This is a genomic window from Streptomyces sp. NPDC012935 (assembly GCF_042900345.1).
Taxonomy (GTDB): Bacteria; Actinomycetota; Actinomycetes; order Streptomycetales; family Streptomycetaceae; genus Streptomyces.
Genome location: NZ_JBIBBC010000030.1, coordinates 23,602 through 47,408 on the forward strand (window position 1 = coordinate 23,602; position 23,807 = coordinate 47,408).

Sequence of the window (23,807 nt, forward strand, 5' to 3'; positions counted from 1 at the left end):
CGGTCGGTCAGCCGCGCGGCGGGCGGAGCCTTCTGGCGATTTCCAGTTGCTCCTCGTCCAGCGGGCGGCCGTCCTCGATGTCCCAGAGGCAGTTCTGCAGGAGTCGGCCGTACGTCCATGCACGCGCGCGTGCGCGGTCCAGGGCGAGGACGTCGGTCATGGCGTCGAAGCGCCAGCGGAGGTCGTCGGCGTCGAAGCGGTTGGCGAGGGCGGGCCACAGTTCGAAGCCCGGGTCGCCGGCGAGGGGTTTGGGGTCGATGGCGAGCCACGGGGCGCGTGCGGAGGCGAGGACGTTCTCGTCGTGGAGGTCCCAGTGCAGCAGGCGGTCGCCGGGCTCGTCGACGACTTCGCGTACGGCGGCTGCGCAGCCGGCGACGATACGGCGGGCCTCGGGGTCCGGGATGTGCTCCAGCGCCCGGGGCGTCCGCTCCAGCATGTCCTGCGCGATGTCGCCGAGGCGGCGCATGCCGGCCGGGGCGGTGAAGGACGTGAGGTGGGCCAGCAGACGGGCGATGACCAGGACCGACTCGTGGATGTCCGGCTGGTGCGCGAGCATGCGGGACGGGTCGAGGCGTTCGAGGAGCATGGTGCCGGTGGCCTCGTCGTGGCCGAGGAGGCGCACCGCCCCGTCGCCGTCCCACAGACGCAGGGCGACCGGCTCGCCCTCGCTCTCCTCGTCGCGGAGTTGCAGCTTCAGCACGGCCGGGGTGCCGTCGCGGCGGGTCACGGGGAGGACCAGGGCGCTGACCCCGTGCATCGGCCGTCCGTCGACCGTCAGCTCCCAGCGGTCGAGGAATCCGGCCGTCAGGTCCGGGAGCCCGGCGATGAAGGCGCGGCCTGCCTTCCCGTTGTACTCCTGCTGTGATGCGGCGAGCTCCGGCGGAATGTCGATCACTTTGCGGACCCTACTGGGCTGCCGGAATCGGCTCGCGCGAATTAACGTCCTCCCATGAGCAGCTCGGTCAACGGTGCCGTGAACGGCGCCATCTCCTTCTGGTACGCGCACGACGGCCTCCCCTCGGTGCGTGAGCCGCTCGCGGGGGACACCTCCGCGGACGTGGTGATCGTCGGCGGCGGGTACACGGGACTGTGGACGGCGTACTACCTCAAGAAGGCCGTCCCCTTCCTTCGGATCACCGTCCTGGAACAGAAGTTCTGCGGCTACGGCGCCTCCGGACGCAACGGCGGCTGGCTTTACAACGGCATCGCGGGCCGCGACCGGTACGCGAAGCTGCACGGCCAGGAGGCCGCCGTACGGCTGCAGCGCGCCATGAACGACACCGTCGACGAGGTGGTGCGGGCCGCCGCGGAAGAGGGCATCGACGCCGACATCCACAAGGGCGGGGTGCTCGAAGTCGCCCGTACGCCCGCCCAGTTGGCGCGGTTGAAGGAGTTCCACGCGCACGAGCTGTCGTACGGCGAGAAGGACCGCGAGCTGTACGGTGCCCGCGAGACCGCCGAGCGGGTCCGGGTGGCCGACGCCGTCGGGTCGACGTGGACGCCGCACGGCGCGCGTCTGCACCCCGTCAAGCTGGTCAAGGGGCTCGCGGCGGCCGTCGAGGCGCTGGGCGTGACGATCCACGAGCTGACGCCGGTCACGGAGATCCGGCCCAAGCACGCGGTCACCCCGTACGGCACCGTCCGTGCGCCCTATGTCCTGCGCTGCACCGAGGGCTTCACGGCGGGCCTGAAGGGCCAGCGGCGGACCTGGCTGCCGATGAACTCGTCGATGATCGCCACCGAGCCGCTGTCGCAGGAGCAGTGGGAGTCGGTGGGCTGGGCGGGCCTGGAGACGCTCGGCGACATGGCGCACGCCTATATGTACGCGCAGCGCACCGCCGACGGGCGGATCGCGCTGGGCGGGCGCGGGGTGCCCTACCGCTTCGGGTCGCGCACCGACAACGACGGCCGGACGCAGCCCGAGACCATCGAGGCCCTGCGGGAGATCCTCGTCGGGTTCTTCCCGGCCCTGGCGGGGGTGCGCATCGAGCACGCCTGGTCGGGCGTACTGGGCGTACCGCGCGACTGGTGCGCCACCGTCACCCTGGACCGCTCGACGGGGATCGGCTGGGCCGGCGGCTACGTCGGCTCGGGCGTGGCCACCGCCAACCTCGCCGCGCGCACGCTCCGCGATCTCGTCCAACTGGACTCCGGACAGGGCCTGCAGACCGAACTGATGGACCTGCCCTGGGTCGGGCACAAGGTCCGCAAGTGGGAGCCGGAGCCGCTGCGGTGGCTGGGTGTGCAGGGCCTGTACGCCACCTACCGGGCCGCCGACCGGCGGGAGCGGCTGAGCGGCGCGGGGGAGTCGTCGCGGTTGGCCCGGGTGGCGGACCGGGTCGCCGGGCGGCACTGACATACCCACCGCCGGGGCGGTGGGTGGGGGAGGGGCTCCGCGGTCCGGTGGGGCCCCTCCCCCCGTTCGTGGAGGCCGGTGGCAGGTGGCTGTCAGGCCACCGACTCCGGGATCGGCGCCTTCTGCTCTGTGCCGTGCTTCGGGGGTTTCGCCGTCACCATCAGGGCCGCGACCACACCGGCCAGCAGCATGATGGCGGCTGCCCACCAGATGGCGACCGTGTAGCCGTGCACGATCCCCTCCTTGGTGACCAGGGCCCGCTGGGCCGGGTCGGTCAGGTGGGCGGTGAGGTAGGCGGCGCTGCTGGTGGTGGCGATGGTGTTGAGCAGGGCCGTACCGATCGAACCGCCCACCTGCTGCGAGGTGTTGATGGTCGCGGAGGTCACACCGGAGTCCTGCGGGGCCACGCCGGCCGTCGCCGTGGCGAACACCGGCATGAAGATCAGGCCCATGCCGAGGCCCATGAGGATGAGGGCGGGCAGGATGTCGCTCGGGTAGGAGGAGTGCACGGTCAGCCGGGTCAGGAGCACCATGCCGATCGCGGCCAGCAGGGCGCCGGGAGCCATGAGAAGGCGCGGCGCCACATGGTCCAGGAGCCGGGCGGCGATCTGGGTGGAGCCGGTGATGATCGCGACCGTGAGGGGGAGGAAGGCGAGGCCGGTCATCACGGGCGAGTAGTCGAGGATGACCTGGAGGTAGTAGGTCATGAAGAGGAACAGACCGAACATCCCGATGACGGCCAGCGCCATGGTGAGGAAGCAGCCGGCGCGGGTGCGGTCCTTGATGATGTGCAGCGGGAGCAGGGGCACCGGGGCCCTGGTCTGCCACCAGACGAACGTGGCGAGGAGGGCGACTCCGACCACGAAGAGGGTCAGGACCATCGGGTCGGTCCAGCCGCGCGGCTCCGCCTCGGCGAACCCGTAGACGATGGCGACCAGGCCGCCGCAGCCGAGCAGCACGCCGGGCACGTCGAGGCGGGCGCCCGCGTGGCCGGGGCTGTCGTGGAGCAGGGTCAGCGCGCCGAAGACGGCGATCACCGCGATGGGCACGTTGACGTACAGGCACCAGCGCCAGTCCAGGTACTCGGTGAGCAGGCCGCCGACGATGAACCCGATCGCGCTTCCGCTGCCGGCCAGCGCGCCGTAGATGCCGAAGGCCTTGCCGCGCTCCTTGCGGTCGGTGAAGGTCGTCGTCAGCAACGACAGGGCCGACGGGGCCAGTACGGCGGCGAAGACACCCTGGAGGGCGCGGGCGCCGAAGAGCATGCCGGCCGTGGTGGCGGCACCGCCCAGCGCGGAGGCGGCGGCGAAGCCGACGAGGCCGATGACGAAGGTGCGTTTGCGGCCCACCAGGTCGGCGATCCGGCCGCCGAGCAGGAGCAGTCCGCCGAAGGCCAGGGTGTAGGCGGTGATCACCCACTGGCGGTTGCCGTCGGAGATGCCGAGGTCGCTCTGGGCGGAGGGGAGCGCGATGTTCACGATGGTCGCGTCGAGGACGACCATGAGCTGCGCGAGGGCGATGATCACCAAGCCCCACCAGCGGCGGGGGTCGGCATCCGAGGTGGCCGCGGGGGGTTCACCTGTTCGGGTGAAACTCACCTGGCCAGAAGACCATGGTTCAGGACGTGTCGCATCTGGGGACGGCTGCGGAATCCCCTCCCGGGACGGGTGCGGTATTTCCTGGCGGGCGTGCTTGCGGCTGGTCACGGCTCCAGTACCACCTTTCCGGTGGTGGCGCGCGTCTCCAGGGCGCGGTGGGCGGCCGCGGCCTGCGCGAGCGGGAAGCGCTGGACGGCCGGGGTGAGGCGGCCTTCGGCTGCCTCGGCCAGGGCGCGCAGTTCGAGGGTCTGCACGGGGTTGGGGCCGCCGGCCCGCTGCATCATCACGGGGCCGAGGACCTGCTGGGAGACGCCGTCGACGAGGTAGGGCTCGCCGTCGTGCAGCCCCGCGCCGGACCAGCCGAAGACGAGGTGTTTGCCGCCGGGCCCGAGCAGGGCGACGGAGTCGCGGGCCACATCGCCGCCGACGCCGTCGAAAACGACCGTGGCCGGGCGTCCGCCCAGGAAGGCGCGGACCTTCCCGGGCCACCCGGGGATCTTGTAGTCGACGGCGAGATCGGCGCCGTTCTCCCGTACCCGGGCGACCTTCTCCGGGCCTCCGGCGAGGCCGACGACCACGGCGCCGGCGTTCCTGGCGTACTGCACGAGCAGGGTGCCGATCCCGCCCGCCGCCGCCGGGATCACGGCCACCGCGTCCGGGCCGAGCTCGGCGAACTGCAGGATCCCCATCGCCGTACGGCCCGTGCCGATCATCGCGACGGCCTGGGCGGAATCGAGGTTCGCCGGGATCTCGTGCACGCGGTCGACGTCGGTCACGGCGAGTTCGGCGTACCCGCCGGGCGCGAAACCGAGGTGCGCGACGACGCGCTTGCCGAGCCAGAGCGCGGCCACGCCCTCGCCGAGGGACTCGACGACGCCGGCGATCTCGCGGCCGGGGATCGTGGGCAGCGTGGGCAACTGCGGCGCCGGGCCCGCCATGCCCTCGCGCAGGGCCGTGTCGAGGAGGTGGACACCGGCCGCTTCCACGGCGATACGGACCTGGCCGGGGCCTGGTACGGGATCGTCGACCTGCTCGTGGGCGAGGTTCTCGGCCGGGCCGAAGGTGTGCAGACGGATGGCGTGCATCGAAATCCCCCATTGCTGTGAACTCGGGTCTGTCAGGCGTCCGCCCCGTCACCGGAGCCGGCTGACCGATGCTCCAACCTCAAGCTTGCTTGAGGTCAAGGGCGTTGCGGCCGAGGGCGAGCGAGACGGCTGTGAGAGCGCTGTTGAAGGAGACCTCGGACAGGACGCCGGGGGCGGCGACCTGGTCACCGGCAAGGTAGACCCCGGCACCCCGGTCGACGGCCGGGCGGTCGCGCCAGCTGGTGCCGGGCAGGTCGACGGCGCCCGTACGGCCGTTCGCGACGGACTCGCGCCGCCAGGTGACGCGCTCGCGCCAGCCGGGGAAACCGAGGTCGAGGAGCTGCTCGGCACGCGCGATGCCGGCCGCCTTGCTCTCGTGCGGGGCGATCGGGATCTGCCCCTGGACCAGCTGCTCACCGGCCGGCGCCAGTGACCGGTCCTGCGCGGTGAACCGCTCCAGCCATCCGGTCTGGTCGAGATCGGAGACGGCGAAGGCATCACCACGCCGGGTGCGCACGGCGAGGTCGATCAGTGCCGTACGCCCGCTGGTCCACGTCAGCGAGTTGTCCCCGAGGAGGCGGCGGGCGGCGTCGAGGGAGGTCGCGACGACGACGGGCGTGCCGGTCGTCAGGTCGTCGAGGCTGTCGATGCGGGACAGGGTCTCCATCCGCACCCCGAGGTTCCACGCCCGGGCCGCCATCCGGTCGATCACGGCCCCCCAGCCGCCGCGCGGGTAGTGCGCCTCCGGGGGCAGCTTGGTGGCCCGGCGCAGCCGTTCCTGCACGAACGCCGCTGACAGCGCGCCGGGGTCGTGGTGGAACAGGGCGACGGCGGAGTAGTGCGCGGCGGCACGGGCTCCCTCCTCGCCGGCGATCCCGGTGGCCCACGTCATGAAGTCGACGTCCACGGGCGCCTGCGGCAGGCCCCGGCGCAGCAGCTTGAGCATGGCGAACGGCGGGGTGCGGCGCAGGACTCCCCGGTGCCGCAGCCGCAGCCGGGCCGCCTCCAGCGGCGGGATCGGTGCGAGCGGCCCGATGAGGTCCCGCTGCTTGAGCCAGGCCCAGTGCGGGCCTCCGTTGTAGAGGGCGTGCGGTCCTTCGTTCGTCCGGTACGGCCCCGCGGCGGTCCGCGCCCGCCCGCCGAGGGTGTGATGGGCTTCGTACACGGTGACTCTGGCGCCCGCCTCGGCGGCGGTGATGGCTGCGGTGAGTCCGGCGAAGCCGCCGCCGATGACGGTGATGCGGTGCATGGCTGGGGGTCTCCCTCGTCTCGGGGTCGCCTTGCTTCCCTGTTCTGTGAGTACGACGGTCCTGGGCGCTCGGAATGTGACATGGGGGGAGCGGGGGTGCGGGGTCGGGTGGTGTCGGCGCGGCACCGGTGTCGCGTCGGCGTGGAGTCGGCGCAGGTCAGAGGGATTGTCAGTGGTGGGGTGCAGCATGGGGGCATGGCGAGGCGAGCGATGGGTGCGGGCGGCGGGGCGGGCGGTCCGGGCAGGGGCGGCGTGAAGCGCGCGCGGCGGCCCGAGGTGCAGCTGCCGCGGCTGGAGCCGTTCCGGGACGGGGAGTTGGAACCGGACGGGGACTACGACGGCTTGGAGTTCCGGGAGGAGGACCTCACCGGACAGGACGGCGGGGGCGCCCGCTTCATGGACTGCGCGCTGCGGGGCTGCGCCCTGGACGAGACGAGACTTCACCACGCCCGCATCCTCGACTCGGTCCTCACCGGCCCACGCGGTGTCGGGACCGACCTCGCCGAGTCGACCCTGCGCGATGTGGAACTGGTGGACGCCCGGCTGGGTGGGGTGCAGCTGCACGGGGCCGTCCTGGAGCGGGTCGTGATCCGCGGCGGCAAGATCGACTACCTGAACCTGCGCAAGGCCAGGCTCCGGGACGTCGTCTTCGAGGGGTGCGTCCTGGTCGAGCCGGACTTCGGGGGCGCCCGGTTGGAGCGGGTGGAGTTCGTGGACTGCGCGCTGAAGGGGGCGGACCTCACCGGGGTGACTCTCACGGACGTGGATCTGCGCAGGGCGGGCGAGCTGGACATCACACGGGGGGTGGAAAGGCTGGCCGGGGCGGTGATCAGTCCTTCGCAGCTGCTGGATCTGGCACCGATGCTGGCGGCGGCGGTCGGGGTGCGGGTGGAGGCCGAGGAGTAGGTGTGCGGTGCCCGGACGGGTGCGGTATGATTGATCTTGCAGCTGGTCGCCGGAACTCTTGGTGGTCGGTGTTGCGTTGGTGGTCCAAGGAAAGACGTCCCGCTTCCTGCGGGGAGATGCAGGTGCAAGGCCTGCCCGGCGCTCGGATCAGGAGCCCCATCCCACACTGTGCGGGATGGGGCTCCTTCGTTTCCGTGGTCCGTGGTCGGTGGTCCGTTCGTCGCCCGTGGGAAGCCGGGGCTAGGCCGGCCTGGGAAAGCGGGCCTGCAGGGTCCAGATCGCCGGGTTCTCGGCCAGGTCCTCGTGCAGGTCGATCAGGTCGGCGATCAGATCGTGCAGGAAGTCGCGGGCCTCACGGCGCAGTTCGGCGTGCGAGAAGGTCAGCGGGGGCTCCTCCGCCCGCATCCAGTCGGCCTCGATGTCGACCCAGCCGAAGCGGCGCTCGAAGAGCATGCGGTCGGTGGACTCGGTGAAGTCCAGTTCCGCGTGCTGGGGGCGGGCGGCGCGGGAGCCGGCCGGGTCCTGGTCCAGCAGCTCGGCGATGTCGCACAGGGCCCAGGCGAAGTCGAGCACCGGCACCCATCCCCAGGCTGTGGACAACTCCCGGTCCGCCTTGGTGTCGGCGAGGTACACGTCGCCGCAGAACAGATCGTGGCGCAGGGCACGGACGTCCGCGCGACGGTAGTCCGTCTGCGGGGGGTCCGGGAAGCGGTTGGAGAGGGCGTAGCCGATGTCGAGCACGGGGGTGATGGTGTCACGGGTCGGTGCGGGGCGCGGATGCGAGGTGGCACGGCTCGGGCGTGGGGGTGTCGCGGCCCGCGTGCAGGCATGTAGGCCCGCCGGTGTCGTGGCTCGCGGCTGTGCGCGGAGGTGACGGTGTCGTGGCCCGCGCTCATAGGATCGCGGGTGTGTCCCGTTCCGTGCCTGTTGTCCCGCCCATCGCCTGTGGCCTGCTCGCCCTCGCCCTCACCGCGTGCGGCGGCGTCCACGGCACTCCCGGTGGTTCCGGCGTGCGCGACCCGTACTTCCCCAAGGCCGGCAACGGTGGCTACGACGTCACGCACTACGACCTCGACCTCGCCTACGACCCCGACGACCGCCACCTCACCGGCACCGCCGAGATCACCGCACGTGCGGGCAAGGACCTCTCCGCCTTCGACCTCGATCTGAAGGGCATGGACGTCGAGCGGGTCACGGTGGAGGGCGAGCGTGCCCGCTGGAGCCGTAACGGCCAGGAGGTCGTCGTCCGGCCGCGTGCCGACCTCGACAAGGGCGAGACCTTCCGGCTCACCGTCCGCTACTCCGGCACCCCCCAGACCATCACCGACCCGGACGGCTCCCAGGAGGGGTGGCTTCCCACCGCCGACGGTGCGCTCGCGCTCGGGGAGCCGACGGGGTCCATGGCGTGGTACCCCGGCAATCACCACCCGTCCGACAAGGCGTCGTACGACATCGCCGTGACCGTCCCGGAGGGGCTCCAGGTGGTCTCCAACGGTGAGTTGGCCGGGCGGGCCACCGAGGGCGGCCGTACGACGTTCCACTGGCGCACCGCCGAGCCGATGGCGAGTTACGTGGTCACGCTCGCCATCGGGGACTACGACGTCCGCCGCTCCAGCGTGCCGGGCGCGGCCGGCAGCGCGCTGCCCGTCTACACCGCCGTAGCCCCCTCCCAGGCACGCTCCAGCCGCGAAGTCCTCGCCCGGCTCCCCGAGATCGTGGAGTGGGCCGAGTACAACTTCGGCCCTTACCCCTTCTCCTCCACGGGCGCCATCGTCGCCCGTGAGAACGCCTCCGCCTACGCCCTGGAGACCCAGAACCGGCCCGTCTTCCCCGGCACTCCCGGCACCGAACTGCTCGTCCACGAGCTGGCCCACCAGTGGTTCGGCAACTCCGTGACGCCGGAGAGCTGGCGGGACATGTGGCTGAACGAGGGCTTCGCGACGTACGCGGAGTGGCTGTGGCAGGAGGACAACGGCGGCGACAGCGCGCAGGAGACCTTCGACTCCCTGTACGACCACGGCGAGGACGAGTACGAGGACCTCTGGTCCTTCCCGCCCGCCGAGCCCGCGAGCGCCGCGCACATCTCCGGCGACCCGGTCTACCAGCGCGGTGCGATGGTTCTCCACAAGATCCGCCAGGCCGTCGGCGACGACACCTTCTACGACATCGTCCAGGGCTGGACGGCCGGCCACCGGCACGGGAACGCGGACACCGGGGACTTCACGGCGTACGTCGAGAAGTCGGCTCCGGACGAGGACTTCACGTCCGTCTGGGAGGACTGGCTGTACGGGGACGGAAAGCCCGCGCAACCGTGATGCCGGCCCGTCGGCCCGCCGTCCGGTGGCCCCGTCGCAGGCGGAGGACCGGAACGCCTCCCGTACGGCCGTCCCGCTCGCCCGCCCGGGTCTGGTCGCGGCCGGTGACGGCGGCGGCCGCGTGTATGGCCTCGTAGGCCAGGCGGTACTTCGTCAGGACCGTCACATAGGTCTGCCGGCGTTCCTGCCGGGTCCGGTCGGCCAGGTCCCGGCGCCAGCTGGTGCGGTCCGCCAGGCAGGAGCGGCGAGCCGACGCCGACGCACGCGCCGAGGGCGGTGCCTGCCGGCGGTGTCCAGTCCACGCCGGTTCAGGCCTCCCTGCCCGCTTCCCACTCGTCCAGCAAGCGGGGCAGGTCCGGGGGCCACAGGGGCTCGGGGGCCTTGGCGAGGTCTGCTCGGGGCCACCACCGCCACGAGAGGATGCCGTCGGCGGCGTGGGCCGCGGGGAGGTCAGGGCCGGTGGGGCTTCGGTGTGGGCCCCGGGTGACGTAGATGTGCTCGTGTTGGCGGACCGGGATGCCGTAGTGGGTGAAGTCGTGCTCCCAGGTGCAGAGCAGGGCGCCCGGTTCGAGGTCGGTCCAGCCGGTCTCCTCGCGCAGTTCGCGCAGGGCGCCCTCCTGGGGTGTCTCGTCCGCCTCCAGGCCGCCGCCGGGGAGGGCCCAGTGGGCGCCGACCTCGACGTTGTCGCACTGGAACATGAAGACCGCGCCCTCCGGGTCGAGTACGGCGACTCGGGCGGCCTGGCGTGGGGTGCGCGGGGGGCCGTCGGGATCCATGAGCGGCTTGCGCAGGACCGTGCAGGCACGGCCGAGTTGGAGGTCCTCGCCGTAACCGACGACCTCGTAGTCGAGGGCGGTCCAGAAGGCGATGGCGTCGGGGTTGTTGTCGAGGACGGCGAGGCGTACGGCCGTACGGCCCGCGGTGCGCACGCGGTCCTCGACGAGGGTGGCCAAGTGGCGTCCGTGGCCCTGGCGTTGGGCGCTCGCGTCCACCATCAGCAGGCCGATCCACGGGTCGGGGTCGGACGGGTCCGGGTGACGGGCGAGCGTGATCACGATCCCGACCAGCTGCCCGGCACTGCGGGCCAGCAGGACCTCCACGTCAGGGTTGGCCAACTCGTCGGCCAGCGCGGCCGCCACCTGCTCGGGCCGTACGTCGTCCGGGTCCGGGAACTCGCCGCTGAGCGCGTGGAACTCACGGTTGGAGGCGTACAGCGCGGTGAGCTCGGTCAGGAGCGGGGCCGGGATGTCGCGGTCGGGGCTGAGGGGGAGCGGGTCGAGGATCACGTGCGGCAACCTATCGAAGACATGAACGATCGAAGAGGTGGACGACCGAGGCCCCGAACGATCCGGGGCCCTGAACGGCCGAGGGCCCCGGAACGCCGGAACCCCCGGCCGAAGCCAGGGGTTCCAGCACAGCGAGGCGTCCGTCAGACGTTCACGCCGAAGTCCTGCGCGATGCCGACCAGGCCCGAGGCGTAGCCCTGGCCGACGGCGCGGAACTTCCACTCGGCGCCGTTGCGGTAGAGCTCACCGAAGACCATGGCGGTCTCGGTGGCCGCGTCCTCGGACAGGTCGTAGCGGGCGATCTCGGCCCCGCCGGCCTGGTTGACGATGCGGATGTAGGCGTTGCGGACCTGGCCGAAGTTCTGCGAGCGGTTCTCCGCGTCGTAGATCGAGACCGGGAAGACGATCTTGTCGACGTCGGCCGGGAGGCCGGCCAGGTTGACGTTGATCGCCTCGTCGTCGCCCGCGCCCTCGCCGGTGCGGTTGTCACCGGTGTGGACGATGGTCTGGTCCGGGGTCTGCTTGTTGTTGAAGAAGACGAAATGTCCGTCCGAGTAGACCTTGCCCGTGGGGTTGACCGCGATCGCCGAGGCGTCGAGGTCGAAGTCCGTGCCGGTGGTGGTGCGGACGTCCCAGCCGAGGCCCACGGTGACGGCGGTCAGGCCCGGTGCCTCCTTGGTGAGCGAGACGTTGCCACCCTTGGACAGGCTTACAGCCATTGTTGGGAGTCCCTTCCCTCGTTGCGGTACGGCTAGAAGCTACAGCTACCCCTATGAACGCGGAGAGGGGTACCTCAAGTTCCAGGTGTCTTTACTTTCTTTGCCAAAGAGCACCCGTAGGGGATATTCGGGTGACGTGGACCGGACAGAAGCGGGAACATGTACGGCATGTCTGGTCCGTACGTCATCCGTGGCTCCGTCTCCCTGCCCGAGGCCGAGCTCATGTGGCGTTTCTCGCGGTCGAGTGGCCCGGGGGGCCAGCACGTCAACACCAGTGACTCCCAGGTCGAGCTGCGGTTCGACCTGGCGGGCACTCAGGCGCTGCCCGAGGTGTGGAAGCAGCGGGCGCTGGAACGGCTGGCGTCCCGCCTCGTCGACGGTGTCCTCACCGTCCGCTCCTCCGAGCACCGCTCACAGTGGCGCAACCGCGAGACCGCCGCCGTCCGCCTCGCCGCCCTCCTCGCCGAGGCGACGGCCCCGCCACCCAAGCCGCGCACACCGACCCGCATCCCCCGCGGCATCAACGAACGCCGGCTGAGGGAGAAGAAGCAGCGCTCGGAGACCAAGCGGGGGCGGACGGGGCGGGGCTGGACGTAGTCCGGGTCGGCGCCGACCGTCGCCTCCGCCGTACGGGGGAGGCGGTCGCGACCTTCGGATGATCCCTGGACACCGGGTCGCCGGCGACGATCGAGGCCCAAGCCATCACACGTCCGGATTGGATCCTCCCTCGTGCTGAAGTGGACCCTGCGCGCTGTCGCCGTCCTCGCCATCGTCGCCGCGATCGCCACCCCGGTCGCCACGCCCGCGCCTGCGCCCGCACCCGAAGCGGCCGCCGTGGCACCCGTATCCAACCCCGACGCCCAGGGGACCGGGCTCACCTCCGCCGTCTAGGGGGAAGGCGAGGCGCCTCCGTCACATCCCCGTCACCCCGTCCGTCAGGGCAGTGACGACTGCGACGAGGGACTGCGACGAGAGGCTGGGACAGATGAGCGGCGGCGACTGCAAGGGATTTCGGGACACCGGCCATCGGGACGCCGACTTTCTCGCCCAGCGCTTCGAGGCGCACCGCGGACACCTCCGTGCCGTGGCTCATCGGATGCTCGGCTCGGTCGCCGAGGCCGAGGACGCGGTGCAGGAGGCGTGGTTTCGGGTGAGTCGGTCCGACACCGCCCGTATCGACAATCTCGGGGGATGGCTGACGACCGTCGTGGGGCGGGTCTGTCTCGACATGCTCCGCTCTCGCAAGTCCCGTGCCGAGGAGCCGCTGGACCGCGCGCCTGCGGGCCCCGGTCCCGGTGCGGCCGTGCCCGGCACGGACGCCGGCCCCGAGCAGGACGCGGTCCTCGCCGACTCGGTGGGCGTCGCCCTGCTCGTCGTACTGGACATGCTGACGCCCGCCGAGCGGCTGGCGTTCGTGCTGCATGACCTGTTCGGGGTGCCGTTCGAGGAGGTGGCGGACGTCGTGGACCGTACGCCCGCCGCGGCGCGGCAGCTCGCCAGCCGTGCCCGGCGCCGGGTGCAGGGCGCCGATGTGCACGAGGCCGGCCCGGCCGGGCGGCGCAGGCAGCGGGAGGTCGTCGGCGCCTTCCTCGCCGCCGCGCGGGAGGGTGACTTCGAGGGGCTGCTGGAGGTCCTGGACCCGGACGTCATCGCGCGCACCGAGGCCGGGGTGGCCACGGGGGCGGCGGCGGTGGCGCGAGGTGCGGCGACGTACGGGTCGCTTGCCGGTGTCGCGCGGCTCATGCTGGTCGACGGCGCCATGGGGGCCGTCGTGCTGGTCGGCGGGCGGGTGGAGCGCGCCTTGCGGTTTGCGTTCGTACGGGATCGGATCGCAGTGATCGACATCGTGACGGACGCCGAGCGGGCGTCCCGGCTCGACGTCAGGCCGATCTAGCCGGTGCGGTGCCGGTCCGGTCCAGTTCCAGCACACCCACCGTCTCGCCCTCGCTGGTCTCGCCGTTGGGGCGGAAGCCGAGGCCCAGGTAGAACCCCTCCGGGCCGTTCGGGCCGGGGTGCCAGGTGACGTAGAGCTGCCTGCCGCCGCGGCGGCGGAGCTCCGCGGCCACGGACTCGACCGCGAACCGGCCGTACCCCCGGCCCTGTTCGTCCGCGGCGATGTTCAGCCGCCACAGTCCGGAGCGCAGGAGGGTGCCGTCGCCGCGCCAGTCGATGTCGAAGAAGGCCATCAGGAACCCGACCGGGCGGCCGCCGTCGACGATCAGGCGGGGCCAGGCGACGTCCGCGGGGTGGACGTACGCCTCGGCCAGGGACTGCATCACCGGGGAGACTGCGAATTCCTGTTCAGGACGCACGCGTATGCCGGTGGCGGCCTCGAAGTTCGCGGGTGTGATTTCTTCCAGGCGGGGCGCTGAAGTCGTCGACGTCATCCCGGCACCGTAAGCCGGATGATCAGTTCCCCGCCATGGAATTGCGAACGGTCCTGTCCGCGAGATCATCCCAACTGCCGGTAACGGCCCCGGAAATAGGTAAGCGGCCCCCCGTTCGCACTCGGCAGAGAAGCCGACAGCACGCGGCCGATCACCAGGGTGTGGTCGCCGGCCGTCACGCGCTGCTCGGTGCGGCACTCCAGGGTGGCCAGGGCGCCACCCACGAGCGGGGCGCCGGTCTCCTGGCCGCGGACGTAGGGGATGTCGGCGAACAGCAGGCGGTCGCTGACGCGGCCCTTCATGGCGAAGCGGCCGGCGATGTGGCGCTGGCTCTCGGAGAGGACCGAGACGGCCCACAGGGGCTGCTCGTCGAGCAGGTCGTCCATGCGGGACCCCTCGCGCACGCTGACCAGGACCAACGGCGGGTCCAGGGACACCGACATGAACGCCGTGGCCGTCATGCCGACGTCCTCGCCGACGGGTGCGTGCGGGTCGTCCGGGTCCAGCGGCGGCTCCAGTGCGGTCACCAGGACCACACCGGCGGCCAGCCGCGACATGGCGGCACGGAACTCGTCGTTGCTCACTCCCTCAGCATGCCCGGCGGCGCTGCGCGAGGCGGGGAGGACGGCGGGCACGGGCGGCGCGGGCGGGGAAGTGTTCGGCACGCCGGAAACGCTAATGTCGGCACCGCGCATCCGGCATCGGGCCTTCGCCCGAGAACGGACCGGGACGTGGACCTAGGACCATGGACGGACGACTGACGTACCTGATCAAGGCCGTTTCGTGGCATCTCCACACACGCACAAAGTTTGCGTTCAGTAAACGCACAGGAAAAACGCAGAAACACCGCTCAATTGTTCACGTTTACCTGTGACTTGAGTCACAAGGGCCATTAATTGTTGACCCTGTGTACCGAGTGAGCAGCGCGCTGTGATTCAGTGGCGGGGAACTAGCAAGGGAAGTTACGCCGAAGTAGAACCCTTGATTCGCTGCGAGGTCTCGGGGGGAGGGCGAGCATGGAGACCGAGTCGGAGCCGTACGTCCGTCTTGCGACCCTGCGACAACTGCACCAGGTCATGGCTGACATGAACACGGCCCGCAGCCTGGCGGACACGCTGCAGACAGTTGCCGACGGTGTCGTCAACGGCCTCGGCTATGAGCTGGCGTGCGTCAATCTCGTACGCCCCGACGGCGATCTCGTCGTCGCCGCCTTCTCCGGCAATCCCGCCGCCGAGGCCCTCATCACCGGCCGTGTCGGCTCCCGGGACTCCTGGGACCGTCGGCTGAGCATGGGTGAGCGCTGGGGCGACCTGGTCTTCATCCCGCACACCGAGGGCTGGATACTCGACGACGACGACGTCCCGCAGTGGTACACCGACGGTCCCGCGCCCCGCTTCGAGGACGAGTGGCACCCCTCGGACCGCCTCTTCGCCCCGATGTACACGCCCGGCGTGCAGGGCAGCGCCTGCGGCGAGCTGATCGGGGTCCTGTCCGTGGACCGGCCCCGCAATGGCCGGCTCCCCGGCGCCTGGGGGCGCGAGGCGCTCCAGATGTACGCGTTCCAGGCGGCGATCGCCATCAGCAACGCACGTCTACGCGCGAATATGCAGCGGGCACTGGTCAGGCTGGAGCGGGAGCAGCAGGCCCTGCGCGCCAGTGAGGAAAGCTTCAGGCAGGCCTTCGAGTACGCCCCGTCCGGCATGGCCATCGCCGAGATGGGCGGCGACCAGCACGGCCGGATCCTGCGCACCAACGACGCGCTGTGCCGCCTGCTCGGCCGCCCCGCCTCCGCGATGCGCCGCTACGCCTTCTCCGACCTCGTCCACCCCGAGGACATCGGCACGCTGCTGCGTACGTCCGCCGAGGGGGGTCGCGCGGAGCTTCGTCTGATCCGCCGCGACGGCACGTACGTCTGGGTCTCGCTCCGCAACTCCGTCGTCGCCGACGCCGCCGACGGACCCCGCTTCCTGCTCACCCACGTCGAGGACATCGAGGAGCGCAAGCGCCGCGAGCTGCAGCTCGCCCACCGCGCCTCGCACGACTCCCTCACCGGACTGCCGAACTCCGCCGAGCTGCGCTCCCGCCTCGCCTCGCGGCTGTGTCAGCGCTCCACGCACCCGGGTGCCGCCCTGGAGTCGGTCGACGCGGCCTACGGCCACCCGGCCTACGACGCCAACGGCCACGGCTTCGACTTCCGTCCGGCTGTGGCGGCGTTCGACGCCTACGACCACCATGTGCACACCGTCGCGCCGGTCGAGGGCGAGCGGGACGACGGTGCCAAGGGACTCGCGGTCCTCTTCTGTGACCTCGACGGCTTCAAGTCGATCAACGACCGGTTCGGGCACAACGCGGGTGACGCGGTTCTCATCGAGGTGGCCAGGCGCCTGTCCCGCCAGGTCCGCGACGGCGACACCGTGGCCCGGCTCGGCGGCGACGAGTTCGTGATCCTCGCCGACGGGCTCGGCAAGGCGGACGCCCAGGACCTCGCCGTACGCCTGCGTAACGAGATCATCCAGCCCATCCGCGCCGAAGGGCGGGCGGTCCGCGTGGGCGCCAGCTTCGGCATCGGGTGGGCGCACTGCGGGATGACTGCGGACGAAGTGTTGAAGTCCGCTGACGAGCGGATGTACGTAGAGAAACGATCTCGTCCCAAACAACACAGACGCGCCGGGTAACCCCCAGGTCAGCGAGCTGATGCGATCCGAGTCACCCGTTTGGGCCATCAGGAGCGGGTAGGCTCGCCATTCTGACCACACGCATCGCATCCGCCCGCACCTGGTGAGGAGTACCAAGGGATGACGTCCGGCAACAACGGCGCCAGCACGCCCGAGGACGACGACCCGTTCGGCTACCTCTACGCCGACGGGCAGGCCAACGGCGCCCAGCCGCCGTCGGGGGGCTACGGCTACCCGGGTTCGGTGAACCGTGTGCGCCCGGTCGGACAGCGGCAGTACGGCCAGCAGGCCCCCACGGCCGCGTACGGCCAGATACCGCAACAGCAGGGCACGTACGGCCAGCCGAACGCGCACTACGCGGCACCGGAGACACACCCCGACGGCGTGACCACGGCCAGCCCACAGCCGTCCTACAGCGGCGGCCACGGCTCGGGCGGCCGCGGCGGACCCAACACCAAGGGCCTGCTGATCGGCGCGATCGCGGTCGTCGCGGCGGTCGTCATCGGCATCAGCGTGGCGATGCTGGGCGGCGACGGCGAGAAGGACGACGCGGGGGGCGACACGGGGTCGACCCCGACGCAGTCCCAGGAGAGCAGCGCGCCGAGTCCGTCGAACAGCAACAGCCAGGCGGCGGAGGACGACCTGCCGACGATCGACGCCAAGGCGCTGGCCCTCGCCGGCGGTGCCACCACCGCGTCCGACATCAAGGGCGCCAGGGCGGACGGCGGCGTCTACGTCGCCGGGTTCAACGCGGTCGGCTCCTCGGTCAGCTGGAGCGTCGACGAGATCCCGAAGTCCGGCAAGTACACCGTCTTCGTCGGCTACAGCGTCCCGGGCAAGGACCAGAACGCCACCCTCACGGTCAACGGCACCCCCGCCAACACCCCGGTCGACCTGAAGAACTGGGCGGGCGGCCCCGAGGGCGACTACGAGAAGGGCTGGACGAAGACCTACAACTACGTCCAGCTCAACAAGGGCACAAACACGATCAAGGTGTCCTGCGAGCAGGGCAACCAGTGCGACGCCCTGCTCGACCAGATGTGGCTGGTGAAGGGCTGGATCAAGTCCAGCTCCTGATCACGCGGCGGTGACCTCCCCGGTCACCGCCACCCGCCCCAGCAACTCCTCGTAGGCCCCCCGGTCGAACTCCCCCGCCACCGGTGCCACCACGCTCGCCGCGCTGAGCGCCGTAGCTCGGGTCAGGCGGTCCGGCCAGGCGAGGTGTTCCACCAGACCCGACAGCAGGCCCGCGACCGCCGCGTCGCCGGCGCCGGTCGGGTTGCCGTGGAGGCGGGCCGGTGGGGTGGCTTGCCAGCGGCCCTCGGGGGTGACGGCCAGGAGGCCGGACTTGCCGAGGGAGGCGACCACCGTGCGGGCGCCCCGGCGGCGCGCGTCCTGGGTGGCACGCAACGGCTCGTGGGAGCCGGTGAGTTCGGCCAGTTCGTCGGCGTTGGGCTTGATGATGTCCGGGCGGGCGGCGACGCCCCGGCGCAGGGCCTCGCCGCTGGTGTCCAGCAGGACGGGGACGCCCGCGGCCCTCGCGGACCTGACCAGGCCGGCGTACGCCCCGACCGGTACGCCCGGCGGCAGGCTGCCGCACAGGGCCACCGTGGCGGCCGAGGTGAGGAGGTCCTCGTAGGCCTCCTGGAACGCGGACCACTCGGCCGGGGTGATCGTCGGGCCGGGTTCGTTGAGCTGGGTCGTGTCGCCGGTGAGCTCGTCCACCACGGCGATCGTCCGGCGGGTCGCTCCGGTCACCGGGACCAGCGCGTCCACCACGGCGGGCGTGGCCGCGAGCAGGTCCTGGACCTCGCTCCCCGTCGCGCCGCCCGTGAAGCCCGTGACTGTCACCTCGTGGCCGAGGGCCGCCAGCACCCGGGCCACGTTCAGCCCCTTGCCGCCGGGGCGCTCGGTCACCTCGGAGACGCGGTGGGAAGCGTGGGGGCGCAGGGCCCGCACGCGATAGGTGATGTCGAGAGCGGTGTTCAGCGTGACCGTGAGGATCACCTGTACTCGACCTCCCCCGAAGAGTTCAGCATGCGTGTGCCGTCCGTCCGCCGGTTGTCCTTCCGGCAGCTGCCGATCATGCCAAAAGGGCGGCGGCCGTCCCAGTCTCGCAGGACAACCACCGCCCTCAACAGCAGGACAGATCACCCCAGTTGGGGATTCACCACCCATTCGCCCCGGCGCATCACGCCCTTGAGGTCGAACTCGGAGTCCAGTACCACCAGGTCGGCGTCCTTGCCGGGCTCCAGGGAGCCGATGCGGTCGTAGCGGCCGAGCAGCCTGGCGGGGTTGGCGGACAGGGCCGCCACCGCGTCCTCGACCGGCAGCCGGTCGATCGTCACCGCCCGCTTGAAGGCGCGGTCCAGGGTGAGGGTCGAGCCCGCGATCGAGCCGCCCTCGACGAGGCGGGCCACTCCGCCGGCGACCTCCACCTCCAGCGGGCCGAGCATGTAGCGGCCGTCGCCGAAGCCGGCCGCGTCCATCGCGTCCGTGATGAACGCGACCCGGTCCGCGCCCGCGTGACGGAACGCCAGCTCCAGCGCGGCCGGGTGCAGATGCGTGCCGTCGTTGATCAGCTCGACGGTCACCCGCTCGTCCTCCAGCAGGGCCGCGATCGGGCCCGGCTCGCGGTGGCCGAGCGGCGGCATCGCGTTGAACAGGTGCGTGGCGACCGTAGCGCCCGCCTCGATCGCCTCCACCGTCTGCTCGTACGTCGCGTCCGTGTGCCCGATCGCGGCGATCACGCCGTGCTCGGCGAGCAGCCGTACGGAATCGAGGCCACCCGGCAGTTCGGTGGCGAGGGTGACCATCGTCGCGTGGCCGCGCGCCGCGTCGATCAGCTTGCGCACGTCCGCCGGGTCCGGGTCGCGCAGCAGTTCCTCGGAGTGCGCGCCCTTGCGGCACGGGGAGATGAAGGGGCCCTCGAAGTGGATGCCGGCGATGTCGCCCTGCTCGGCCAGCTCGGACAGCAGGCCCGCGCGACGGGTGAGGAAGTCCATGTCGCCGGTGACGGTGGAGGCGACGAGGGTGGTGGTGCCGTGCAGGCGGTGGGTGTGGATGCCGGTGACCACGTCGTCTGCGGTGCCCGACGTGAACGAGGCTCCGCCTCCGCCGTGGTTGTGGATGTCCACGAACCCTGGCAGGAGCCAGTGTCCGGTGAGGTCGATGCGGTGGGCGTTCTCCGGGGCCGTACCGGCGATGCGGGTGCCGTCGACGATCACTTGGCCCGCTGCGAGGGTCCCCGTCGGCATGACTACGTTGGCGCCGGCCAGGATGAGGGGCACCTTGTCCGTCGCGGGCTGCGGGTGCGTCGTGGCTGATCGAGCCCGCGCGGCGGTAGCCGCAGATTCAGCGCTGTCCCGCGCCCCTAGGTCGGCTGCCATCAGGGAGTTACCTCCGTACGGTCGGTTCGGTCGAGGAGATCCCAGGCCAGGAGGCCGGCACCCAGGCATCCGGCGGTGTCGCCCAGGGCCGCGGGGACGATGGACGGCAGCTTCTGGAAGGTCACCCGGCGCCGGACGGCCTTCCTCAGCGGTGTGAACAAGGTTTCCCCCGCCTCCGCCAGGCCGCCACCGATGATCAGGGTGCGCGGGTCCAGCAGGGTGAGGGCGGTGACCAGACCGTCGGCCAGGGCGTCCACGGCCTCGTGCCAGACCCGTACGGCGTTCGGATCACCGGACGTGACGGCCTTGGCGCAGTCGGCCGCGTCCGCCTCCGGGTCCCCGCACGCGGCGGCCCACGCCTCGCTCACCGCCGCAGCGGAGGCGAACCGCTCCAGGCAGCCGCGCTGCCCGCACGGACACGGCGCTCCACCGGGCCGTACGACGATGTGGCCGATCTCGCCCGCGAAGCCGTGCGCACCCGCCTCCACCCGGCCGTCGATGCCGATGGCGCCGGCTATCCCGGTGCCGAGCGGCACGAACAGGAACCGGTCGGCACCCTTGCCGGCGCCGATCCGGCCCTCCGCCAGACCGCCGGTGCGCACGTCGTGGCCGAGGGCGACCGGGACGCCGCCGAGCCGTTCGGCGAGCAGCCGCCGCAGGGGTACGTCACGCCAGCCCAGGTTGGCCGAGTAGGCGGCGACGCCCTGATCCTCGTCGACGATGCCGGGGACGGCGATGCCGGCGGCCGCCGCGGGCTCGCCGAAGCGCTCCTCGCCGTAGGCGCGCAGCTCGCCGGCGAAGTCGAGGATGCCCTCGACGACCGCGTCCGGTCCGCGCTCGCGCCCGGTCGGGCGGCGGGCCTGGTGGAGCAGCTCGCCGCTCGCTGCCGCCAGGGCGGCCTTCATCCCGGTGCCGCCCACATCGAGGGCGATGACATGTCTCACGGGAACAGTGTGTCTTGCATACCCGCGAGAGGTCTAGTCCACTTACGTGGTGTAGACCTTATGGGGGCAATATGTATGACGTTTCGAAAGTTTCGAACATGGGTGTGGGGCGGTTTTGCGTGCAGCGGCGTAGGCGTACGGGAACGATTGCGGCGGTGTCCGCGCTGGGCCTGTCGGCGGTTCTGGGCGGCTGTGGGCTGACCGGTGGTTCGGACGAGGTGACGCTGAGGCTGGTCGCCGCGGACTACGGGGACAGCGCGGCGAACAGTTCCCAGAAGTACTGGGACAGGCTCGCCAAGGAGTACGAGGAGCAGCACGAGGGCGTGCAGATCGACGTCACCGTGTACTCCTGGAACGACGTCGACGCCAAGGTCAAGGAGATGGTCGACGCCGGGAAGGCGCCGGACATCGCGCAGATCGGCGCGTACGCCGACTACGCCGCGAAGGGCCTTCTCTACGAGGCCGACGAACTGCTCTCCATTCCCGTCCAGGCGGACTTCGTCGCGCAGCTCGCGGACGCGGGGCAGGTGAACGGCGTCCAGTACGGCATCCCGTTCGCCTCCTCCACGCGCCTGCTCTTCTACAACAAGTCCCTCTTCGAGGACGCCAGCCTCACCCCGCCGACCTCCTGGAAGGAGCTGGCCGCCGCCGCCGAGGCGCTCAAGGCGGAGGGCGTGAAGTATCCGTACGCGCTGCCGCTCGGTGCCGAGGAGGCACAGGCCGAGACCATGCAGTGGCTGCTCAGCGGCGGGGGCGGGTACACCGACGCGGAGACCGGTACGTACAGCATCGACTCCGCGGAGAACGTCTCCACCTTCAACTGGCTCAAGAACAACCTGGTCGGCAAGGGGCTCACGGGGCCGGTTCCGCCCGGGGAGCTCAACCGGGCCGACGCGTTCTCCGCCTTCGCCGCGGGGGATGTCGGCATGCTCAACGGGCACCCCTCGCTGATGCAGATGGCCGAGAAGAAGGGCGTGAGGTTCGGCATGGTGCCCATGCCCGGCCTTGAGGGCCCGACCAAGGTCTCCATGGGTGTGGCCGACTGGATGATGGCCTTCAAGCAGAACGGTCATGCCGAGCAGGTGGGGGAGTTCCTCGACTTCGCCTACGACAAGAAGAACGTCCTGGACTTCTCCCGGGAGTACAACCTGCTCCCCGTCACGAACTCCGCGTCCACGGTGATGGCCGGGGACGACCAGGACGCCGCCCTCAAGCCCTTCCTCGATCAGCTCCCGCTCTCCGAGCTCTATCCGGTGGGGCGGACGTCCTGGGCCGCGGTGAGCGCGGACGTCAAGAAGAGCATCGGCAGGACGGTGACGTCCGGGGGGAGCCCGTCGGCGATCCTGGGGCAGCTGCAGTCGGGGGCCACTCGGGCGGAGAGTGCGGAGTAGTTGCCGGTCGGCTCGGCTGTCGGCTCGGGTGTCAGTGGGGTGAGCTACGGTGCGGCACGTGAACCAGGAGCAGGACCAGGACCAGGACCAACCCGAGGCCGCCGTTCTCGCTGAGCGGGAGCGGGCGATTCTTGCGCTGGAGCGGCGGGGGTTCTCGGGGCCCGGGGCCAAGGAGCGGGCGATACGGGAGGAGCTGGGGCTGGCGCCGGTGCGCTACTACCAGCTGCTGAACGCGCTGTTGGACGACCCGCGGGCGCTGGCGCATGATCCGGTGACGGTGAATCGGTTGCGGCGGGTTCGGGAGCGGCGGCGGGGGGAGCGGTGACGCGCGGCGGCGCTGCAGGGGTTCTTCGCCCCCGCCGCCCCTACCCTTCCCGTCCCTGAGGGGTGCCGCCCCCAGACCCCCGCTGTCGGCCTGAACGGCCTCGTCCTCGAACTCCCCCAGAGGGGGCACCCCCGGACGGGCCGGATCTGCCTGGGCCGGGATCGGGAAACCCTCGTCGGGATGGTCCAGCACCCGTCCCCCGATAAGGTCGCCCCATGGGCAGTCACAAGGATCACCTCCCGACCCCCACGACCCAGCCCGGCCGCGACGGCCTGGCCGCCATCCTCACCCGCCCCGCGCGCTCACTCATCGCGCTGGACTTCGACGGCACCCTCGCCCCGATCGTCCCGGACCCGGAAAAGGCCCGGGCCCACCCCGACGCCGTCCCGGCCCTGGCCGCACTGGCGCCGAAGGTGGCCGCCGTCGCGGTGATCACCGGCCGGCCGGCCGAGGTCGCCGTGAAGTACGGCGGTTTCGCCGACACCCCTGGCCTGGAGCACCTCGTCGTGCTGGGCCACTACGGCGCCGAACGGTGGGACGCGGTAAGCGGTGAGGTCACCGCACCCGACCCCCACCCCGGCGTCGCAGCAGTCCGCGCCGACCTGCCGGGCCTTCTCGAATCCACCGCGCAGGGCACCTGGATCGAGGACAAGGGTCACGCCCTGGCCGTGCACACGCGCCGCGCGCCCGACCCCCAGGGCACCTTCGACGCCCTCCGAGCGCCCCTCACCGACCTCGCCACCCGCAACGGCCTCATCGTCGAACCCGGTCGCATGGTCCTCGAACTCCGCCCACCCGGCATGGACAAGGGCGTCGCGCTCAGCGAGTACGTCCGCGAACTCGGCGCCGAGTCCGTCCTCTACGCCGGCGACGACCTCGGCGACCTCCCCGCCTACGCAGCCGTCGGCAAACTCCGCTCCGACGGCACCCCCGGCCTCCTGGTCTGCAGCGGCAGCGAGGAGGTCACCGAACTCTCGGAGAGGGCGGACGTCGTGGTAGACGGCCCGGAGGGCGTCGTACGACTCCTGCAGACGATCGCCACGCAGGCAACCTGATCCGGAAGACCGCCGCGAGGCACGCTGCCGCAGCCGGTCCTGGTCGGGCAGGCTGCGGCAGGCGGTTGCCCTGGGGTGAGCTGGTCCGAGCGTTTGCGGTCGGCGGTCTGGTTCGCGTGGTCGCCGC

23 protein-coding genes are annotated in these 23,807 nt (G+C 71.5%); 11 read left to right on the top strand and 12 right to left on the bottom strand.

The genetic code is table 11. The features are described from left to right. Positions 1–7 precede the first annotated feature (7 nt). Positions 8–895, bottom strand: coding sequence for an aminoglycoside phosphotransferase family protein (locus tag ACFY5C_RS39680; protein ID WP_389454754.1), 888 nt, complete (start codon positions 893–895; stop codon positions 8–10). A 54-nt stretch (positions 896–949) separates the two neighbouring features. On the opposite strand from ACFY5C_RS39680, the gene ACFY5C_RS39685 reads away from it, so the two are divergent. After that, positions 950–2,356, top strand: coding sequence for an NAD(P)/FAD-dependent oxidoreductase (locus ACFY5C_RS39685; protein WP_389454756.1), 1,407 nt, complete (start codon positions 950–952; stop codon positions 2,354–2,356). A 92-nt stretch (positions 2,357–2,448) separates the two neighbouring features. Here the strand turns inward: ACFY5C_RS39685 and ACFY5C_RS39690 are convergent, their stop codons facing one another. The 3 genes from ACFY5C_RS39690 to ACFY5C_RS39700 all read right to left on the bottom strand — a co-directional run bounded on the left by ACFY5C_RS39690 (position 2,449) and on the right by ACFY5C_RS39700 (position 6,288). Beyond that, positions 2,449–3,954: an MFS transporter gene (locus ACFY5C_RS39690; RefSeq protein ID WP_389454758.1), complete on the bottom strand. Its 1,506-nt coding sequence runs from the start codon at positions 3,952–3,954 to the stop codon at positions 2,449–2,451. Positions 3,955–4,058: 104 nt separating this feature from the next. Further along, complete coding sequence (locus tag ACFY5C_RS39695) at positions 4,059–5,039, bottom strand: zinc-binding dehydrogenase (RefSeq protein ID WP_389454760.1); 981 nt, start codon at positions 5,037–5,039, stop codon at positions 4,059–4,061. Between the two features lie 79 nt (positions 5,040–5,118). Beyond that, positions 5,119–6,288, bottom strand: coding sequence for an FAD-dependent oxidoreductase (locus tag ACFY5C_RS39700; protein ID WP_389454762.1), 1,170 nt, complete (start codon positions 6,286–6,288; stop codon positions 5,119–5,121). A gap of 195 nt (positions 6,289–6,483) precedes the next feature. Here ACFY5C_RS39700 and ACFY5C_RS39705 point away from each other — a divergent pair, with 195 nt between their 5' ends. After that, positions 6,484–7,194 (top strand): pentapeptide repeat-containing protein, encoded by a 711-nt coding sequence (locus tag ACFY5C_RS39705; protein WP_389454764.1) that lies wholly within the window; start codon positions 6,484–6,486, stop codon positions 7,192–7,194. Positions 7,195–7,434: 240 nt separating this feature from the next. On the opposite strand, the gene ACFY5C_RS39710 is transcribed toward ACFY5C_RS39705, so the two are convergent. Further along, the gene (locus ACFY5C_RS39710; RefSeq protein WP_363041401.1) at positions 7,435–7,935 is read right to left on the bottom strand and encodes a hypothetical protein; all 501 of its coding nucleotides are present in this window, start codon (positions 7,933–7,935) and stop codon (positions 7,435–7,437) included. 167 nt (positions 7,936–8,102) lie between these two features. On the opposite strand from ACFY5C_RS39710, the gene ACFY5C_RS39715 reads away from it, so the two are divergent. Next, on the top strand, positions 8,103–9,509 hold the full coding sequence (locus tag ACFY5C_RS39715; protein ID WP_389454766.1) for a M1 family metallopeptidase: 1,407 nt from the start codon (positions 8,103–8,105) through the stop codon (positions 9,507–9,509). A gap of 308 nt (positions 9,510–9,817) precedes the next feature. On the opposite strand, the gene ACFY5C_RS39720 is transcribed toward ACFY5C_RS39715, so the two are convergent. Further along, on the bottom strand, positions 9,818–10,795 hold the full coding sequence (locus ACFY5C_RS39720) for a GNAT family N-acetyltransferase (RefSeq protein WP_389454768.1): 978 nt from the start codon (positions 10,793–10,795) through the stop codon (positions 9,818–9,820). A gap of 143 nt (positions 10,796–10,938) precedes the next feature. Further along, positions 10,939–11,514: a TerD family protein gene (locus tag ACFY5C_RS39725; protein ID WP_107906089.1), complete on the bottom strand. Its 576-nt coding sequence runs from the start codon at positions 11,512–11,514 to the stop codon at positions 10,939–10,941. A 159-nt stretch (positions 11,515–11,673) separates the two neighbouring features. On the opposite strand from ACFY5C_RS39725, the gene arfB reads away from it, so the two are divergent. From arfB to ACFY5C_RS39740, 3 genes are all read left to right on the top strand, one after another. Continuing rightward, positions 11,674–12,111, top strand: a complete 438-nt coding sequence (gene arfB / locus ACFY5C_RS39730) for an alternative ribosome rescue aminoacyl-tRNA hydrolase ArfB (RefSeq protein WP_389454770.1) — start codon at positions 11,674–11,676, stop codon at positions 12,109–12,111. A 132-nt stretch (positions 12,112–12,243) separates the two neighbouring features. Then, positions 12,244–12,405, top strand: coding sequence for a hypothetical protein (locus ACFY5C_RS39735; RefSeq protein WP_389454772.1), 162 nt, complete (start codon positions 12,244–12,246; stop codon positions 12,403–12,405). A gap of 94 nt (positions 12,406–12,499) precedes the next feature. Beyond that, the gene (locus ACFY5C_RS39740) at positions 12,500–13,408 is read left to right on the top strand and encodes a sigma-70 family RNA polymerase sigma factor (protein ID WP_389454774.1); all 909 of its coding nucleotides are present in this window, start codon (positions 12,500–12,502) and stop codon (positions 13,406–13,408) included. On the opposite strand, the gene ACFY5C_RS39745 is transcribed toward ACFY5C_RS39740, so the two are convergent. Then, positions 13,395–13,901, bottom strand: a complete 507-nt coding sequence (locus ACFY5C_RS39745) for a GNAT family N-acetyltransferase (protein ID WP_389454776.1) — start codon at positions 13,899–13,901, stop codon at positions 13,395–13,397. The genes ACFY5C_RS39740 and ACFY5C_RS39745 overlap by 14 nt on opposite strands. A 65-nt stretch (positions 13,902–13,966) precedes the next feature. Beyond that, entirely contained in the window at positions 13,967–14,566 is a 600-nt protein-coding gene (locus tag ACFY5C_RS39750; protein WP_389454778.1) for a flavin reductase family protein, read from the bottom strand. 351 nt (positions 14,567–14,917) lie between these two features. Between ACFY5C_RS39750 and cdgB the strand changes: the two genes are divergently transcribed. Continuing rightward, positions 14,918–16,576, top strand: coding sequence for a diguanylate cyclase CdgB (gene cdgB, locus ACFY5C_RS39755; RefSeq protein ID WP_389454780.1), 1,659 nt, complete (start codon positions 14,918–14,920; stop codon positions 16,574–16,576). 120 nt (positions 16,577–16,696) lie between these two features. After that, a complete protein-coding gene (locus ACFY5C_RS39760; RefSeq protein WP_389454782.1) occupies positions 16,697–17,653 on the top strand; it encodes a CBM35 domain-containing protein in 957 nt (318 codons plus the stop codon). On the opposite strand, the gene ACFY5C_RS39765 is transcribed toward ACFY5C_RS39760, so the two are convergent. From ACFY5C_RS39765 to ACFY5C_RS39775, 3 genes are all read right to left on the bottom strand, one after another. Then, on the bottom strand, positions 17,654–18,583 hold the full coding sequence (locus ACFY5C_RS39765; protein ID WP_389454784.1) for a 1-phosphofructokinase family hexose kinase: 930 nt from the start codon (positions 18,581–18,583) through the stop codon (positions 17,654–17,656). It lies immediately after the preceding gene. Between the two features lie 143 nt (positions 18,584–18,726). Beyond that, entirely contained in the window at positions 18,727–19,965 is a 1,239-nt protein-coding gene (gene nagA / locus ACFY5C_RS39770) for an N-acetylglucosamine-6-phosphate deacetylase (RefSeq protein ID WP_389454786.1), read from the bottom strand. Beyond that, positions 19,965–20,909 (bottom strand): ROK family protein, encoded by a 945-nt coding sequence (locus tag ACFY5C_RS39775; protein WP_389454788.1) that lies wholly within the window; start codon positions 20,907–20,909, stop codon positions 19,965–19,967. The genes nagA and ACFY5C_RS39775 overlap by 1 nt, the downstream gene beginning before the upstream one ends. A gap of 98 nt (positions 20,910–21,007) precedes the next feature. On the opposite strand from ACFY5C_RS39775, the gene ACFY5C_RS39780 reads away from it, so the two are divergent. The 3 genes from ACFY5C_RS39780 (at position 21,008) to otsB (ending at position 23,680) form a co-directional block, all read left to right on the top strand. Next, positions 21,008–22,300 carry an extracellular solute-binding protein gene (locus tag ACFY5C_RS39780; protein WP_389454790.1) on the top strand — a complete coding sequence of 431 codons (1,293 nt, stop codon included), beginning with the start codon at positions 21,008–21,010 and terminating at the stop codon, positions 22,298–22,300. A 58-nt stretch (positions 22,301–22,358) separates the two neighbouring features. Next, positions 22,359–22,625 (top strand): DUF3263 domain-containing protein, encoded by a 267-nt coding sequence (locus tag ACFY5C_RS39785; RefSeq protein WP_389454792.1) that lies wholly within the window; start codon positions 22,359–22,361, stop codon positions 22,623–22,625. A 215-nt stretch (positions 22,626–22,840) separates the two neighbouring features. Next, complete coding sequence (gene otsB, locus ACFY5C_RS39790; RefSeq protein WP_389454794.1) at positions 22,841–23,680, top strand: trehalose-phosphatase; 840 nt, start codon at positions 22,841–22,843, stop codon at positions 23,678–23,680. Positions 23,681–23,807 lie beyond the last annotated feature (127 nt).

Coding starts and splice junctions, on each gene's coding strand:
- ACFY5C_RS39685 (WP_389454756.1), top strand. CDS start 950: ATGAGCAGCTCGGTCAACGGTGCCGTGAACGGCGCCATCTCCTTCTGG.
- ACFY5C_RS39695 (WP_389454760.1), bottom strand. CDS start 5,039: ATGCACGCCATCCGTCTGCACACCTTCGGCCCGGCCGAGAACCTCGCC.
- ACFY5C_RS39700 (WP_389454762.1), bottom strand. CDS start 6,288: ATGCACCGCATCACCGTCATCGGCGGCGGCTTCGCCGGACTCACCGCA.
- ACFY5C_RS39705 (WP_389454764.1), top strand. CDS start 6,484: ATGGCGAGGCGAGCGATGGGTGCGGGCGGCGGGGCGGGCGGTCCGGGC.
- ACFY5C_RS39725 (WP_107906089.1), bottom strand. CDS start 11,514: ATGGCTGTAAGCCTGTCCAAGGGTGGCAACGTCTCGCTCACCAAGGAG.
- arfB (WP_389454770.1), top strand. CDS start 11,674: ATGTACGGCATGTCTGGTCCGTACGTCATCCGTGGCTCCGTCTCCCTG.
- ACFY5C_RS39740 (WP_389454774.1), top strand. CDS start 12,500: ATGAGCGGCGGCGACTGCAAGGGATTTCGGGACACCGGCCATCGGGAC.
- ACFY5C_RS39745 (WP_389454776.1), bottom strand. CDS start 13,901: ATGACGTCGACGACTTCAGCGCCCCGCCTGGAAGAAATCACACCCGCG.
- cdgB (WP_389454780.1), top strand. CDS start 14,918: ATGGAGACCGAGTCGGAGCCGTACGTCCGTCTTGCGACCCTGCGACAA.
- ACFY5C_RS39760 (WP_389454782.1), top strand. CDS start 16,697: ATGACGTCCGGCAACAACGGCGCCAGCACGCCCGAGGACGACGACCCG.
- nagA (WP_389454786.1), bottom strand. CDS start 19,965: ATGGCAGCCGACCTAGGGGCGCGGGACAGCGCTGAATCTGCGGCTACC.
- ACFY5C_RS39780 (WP_389454790.1), top strand. CDS start 21,008: ATGGGTGTGGGGCGGTTTTGCGTGCAGCGGCGTAGGCGTACGGGAACG.
- otsB (WP_389454794.1), top strand. CDS start 22,841: ATGGGCAGTCACAAGGATCACCTCCCGACCCCCACGACCCAGCCCGGC.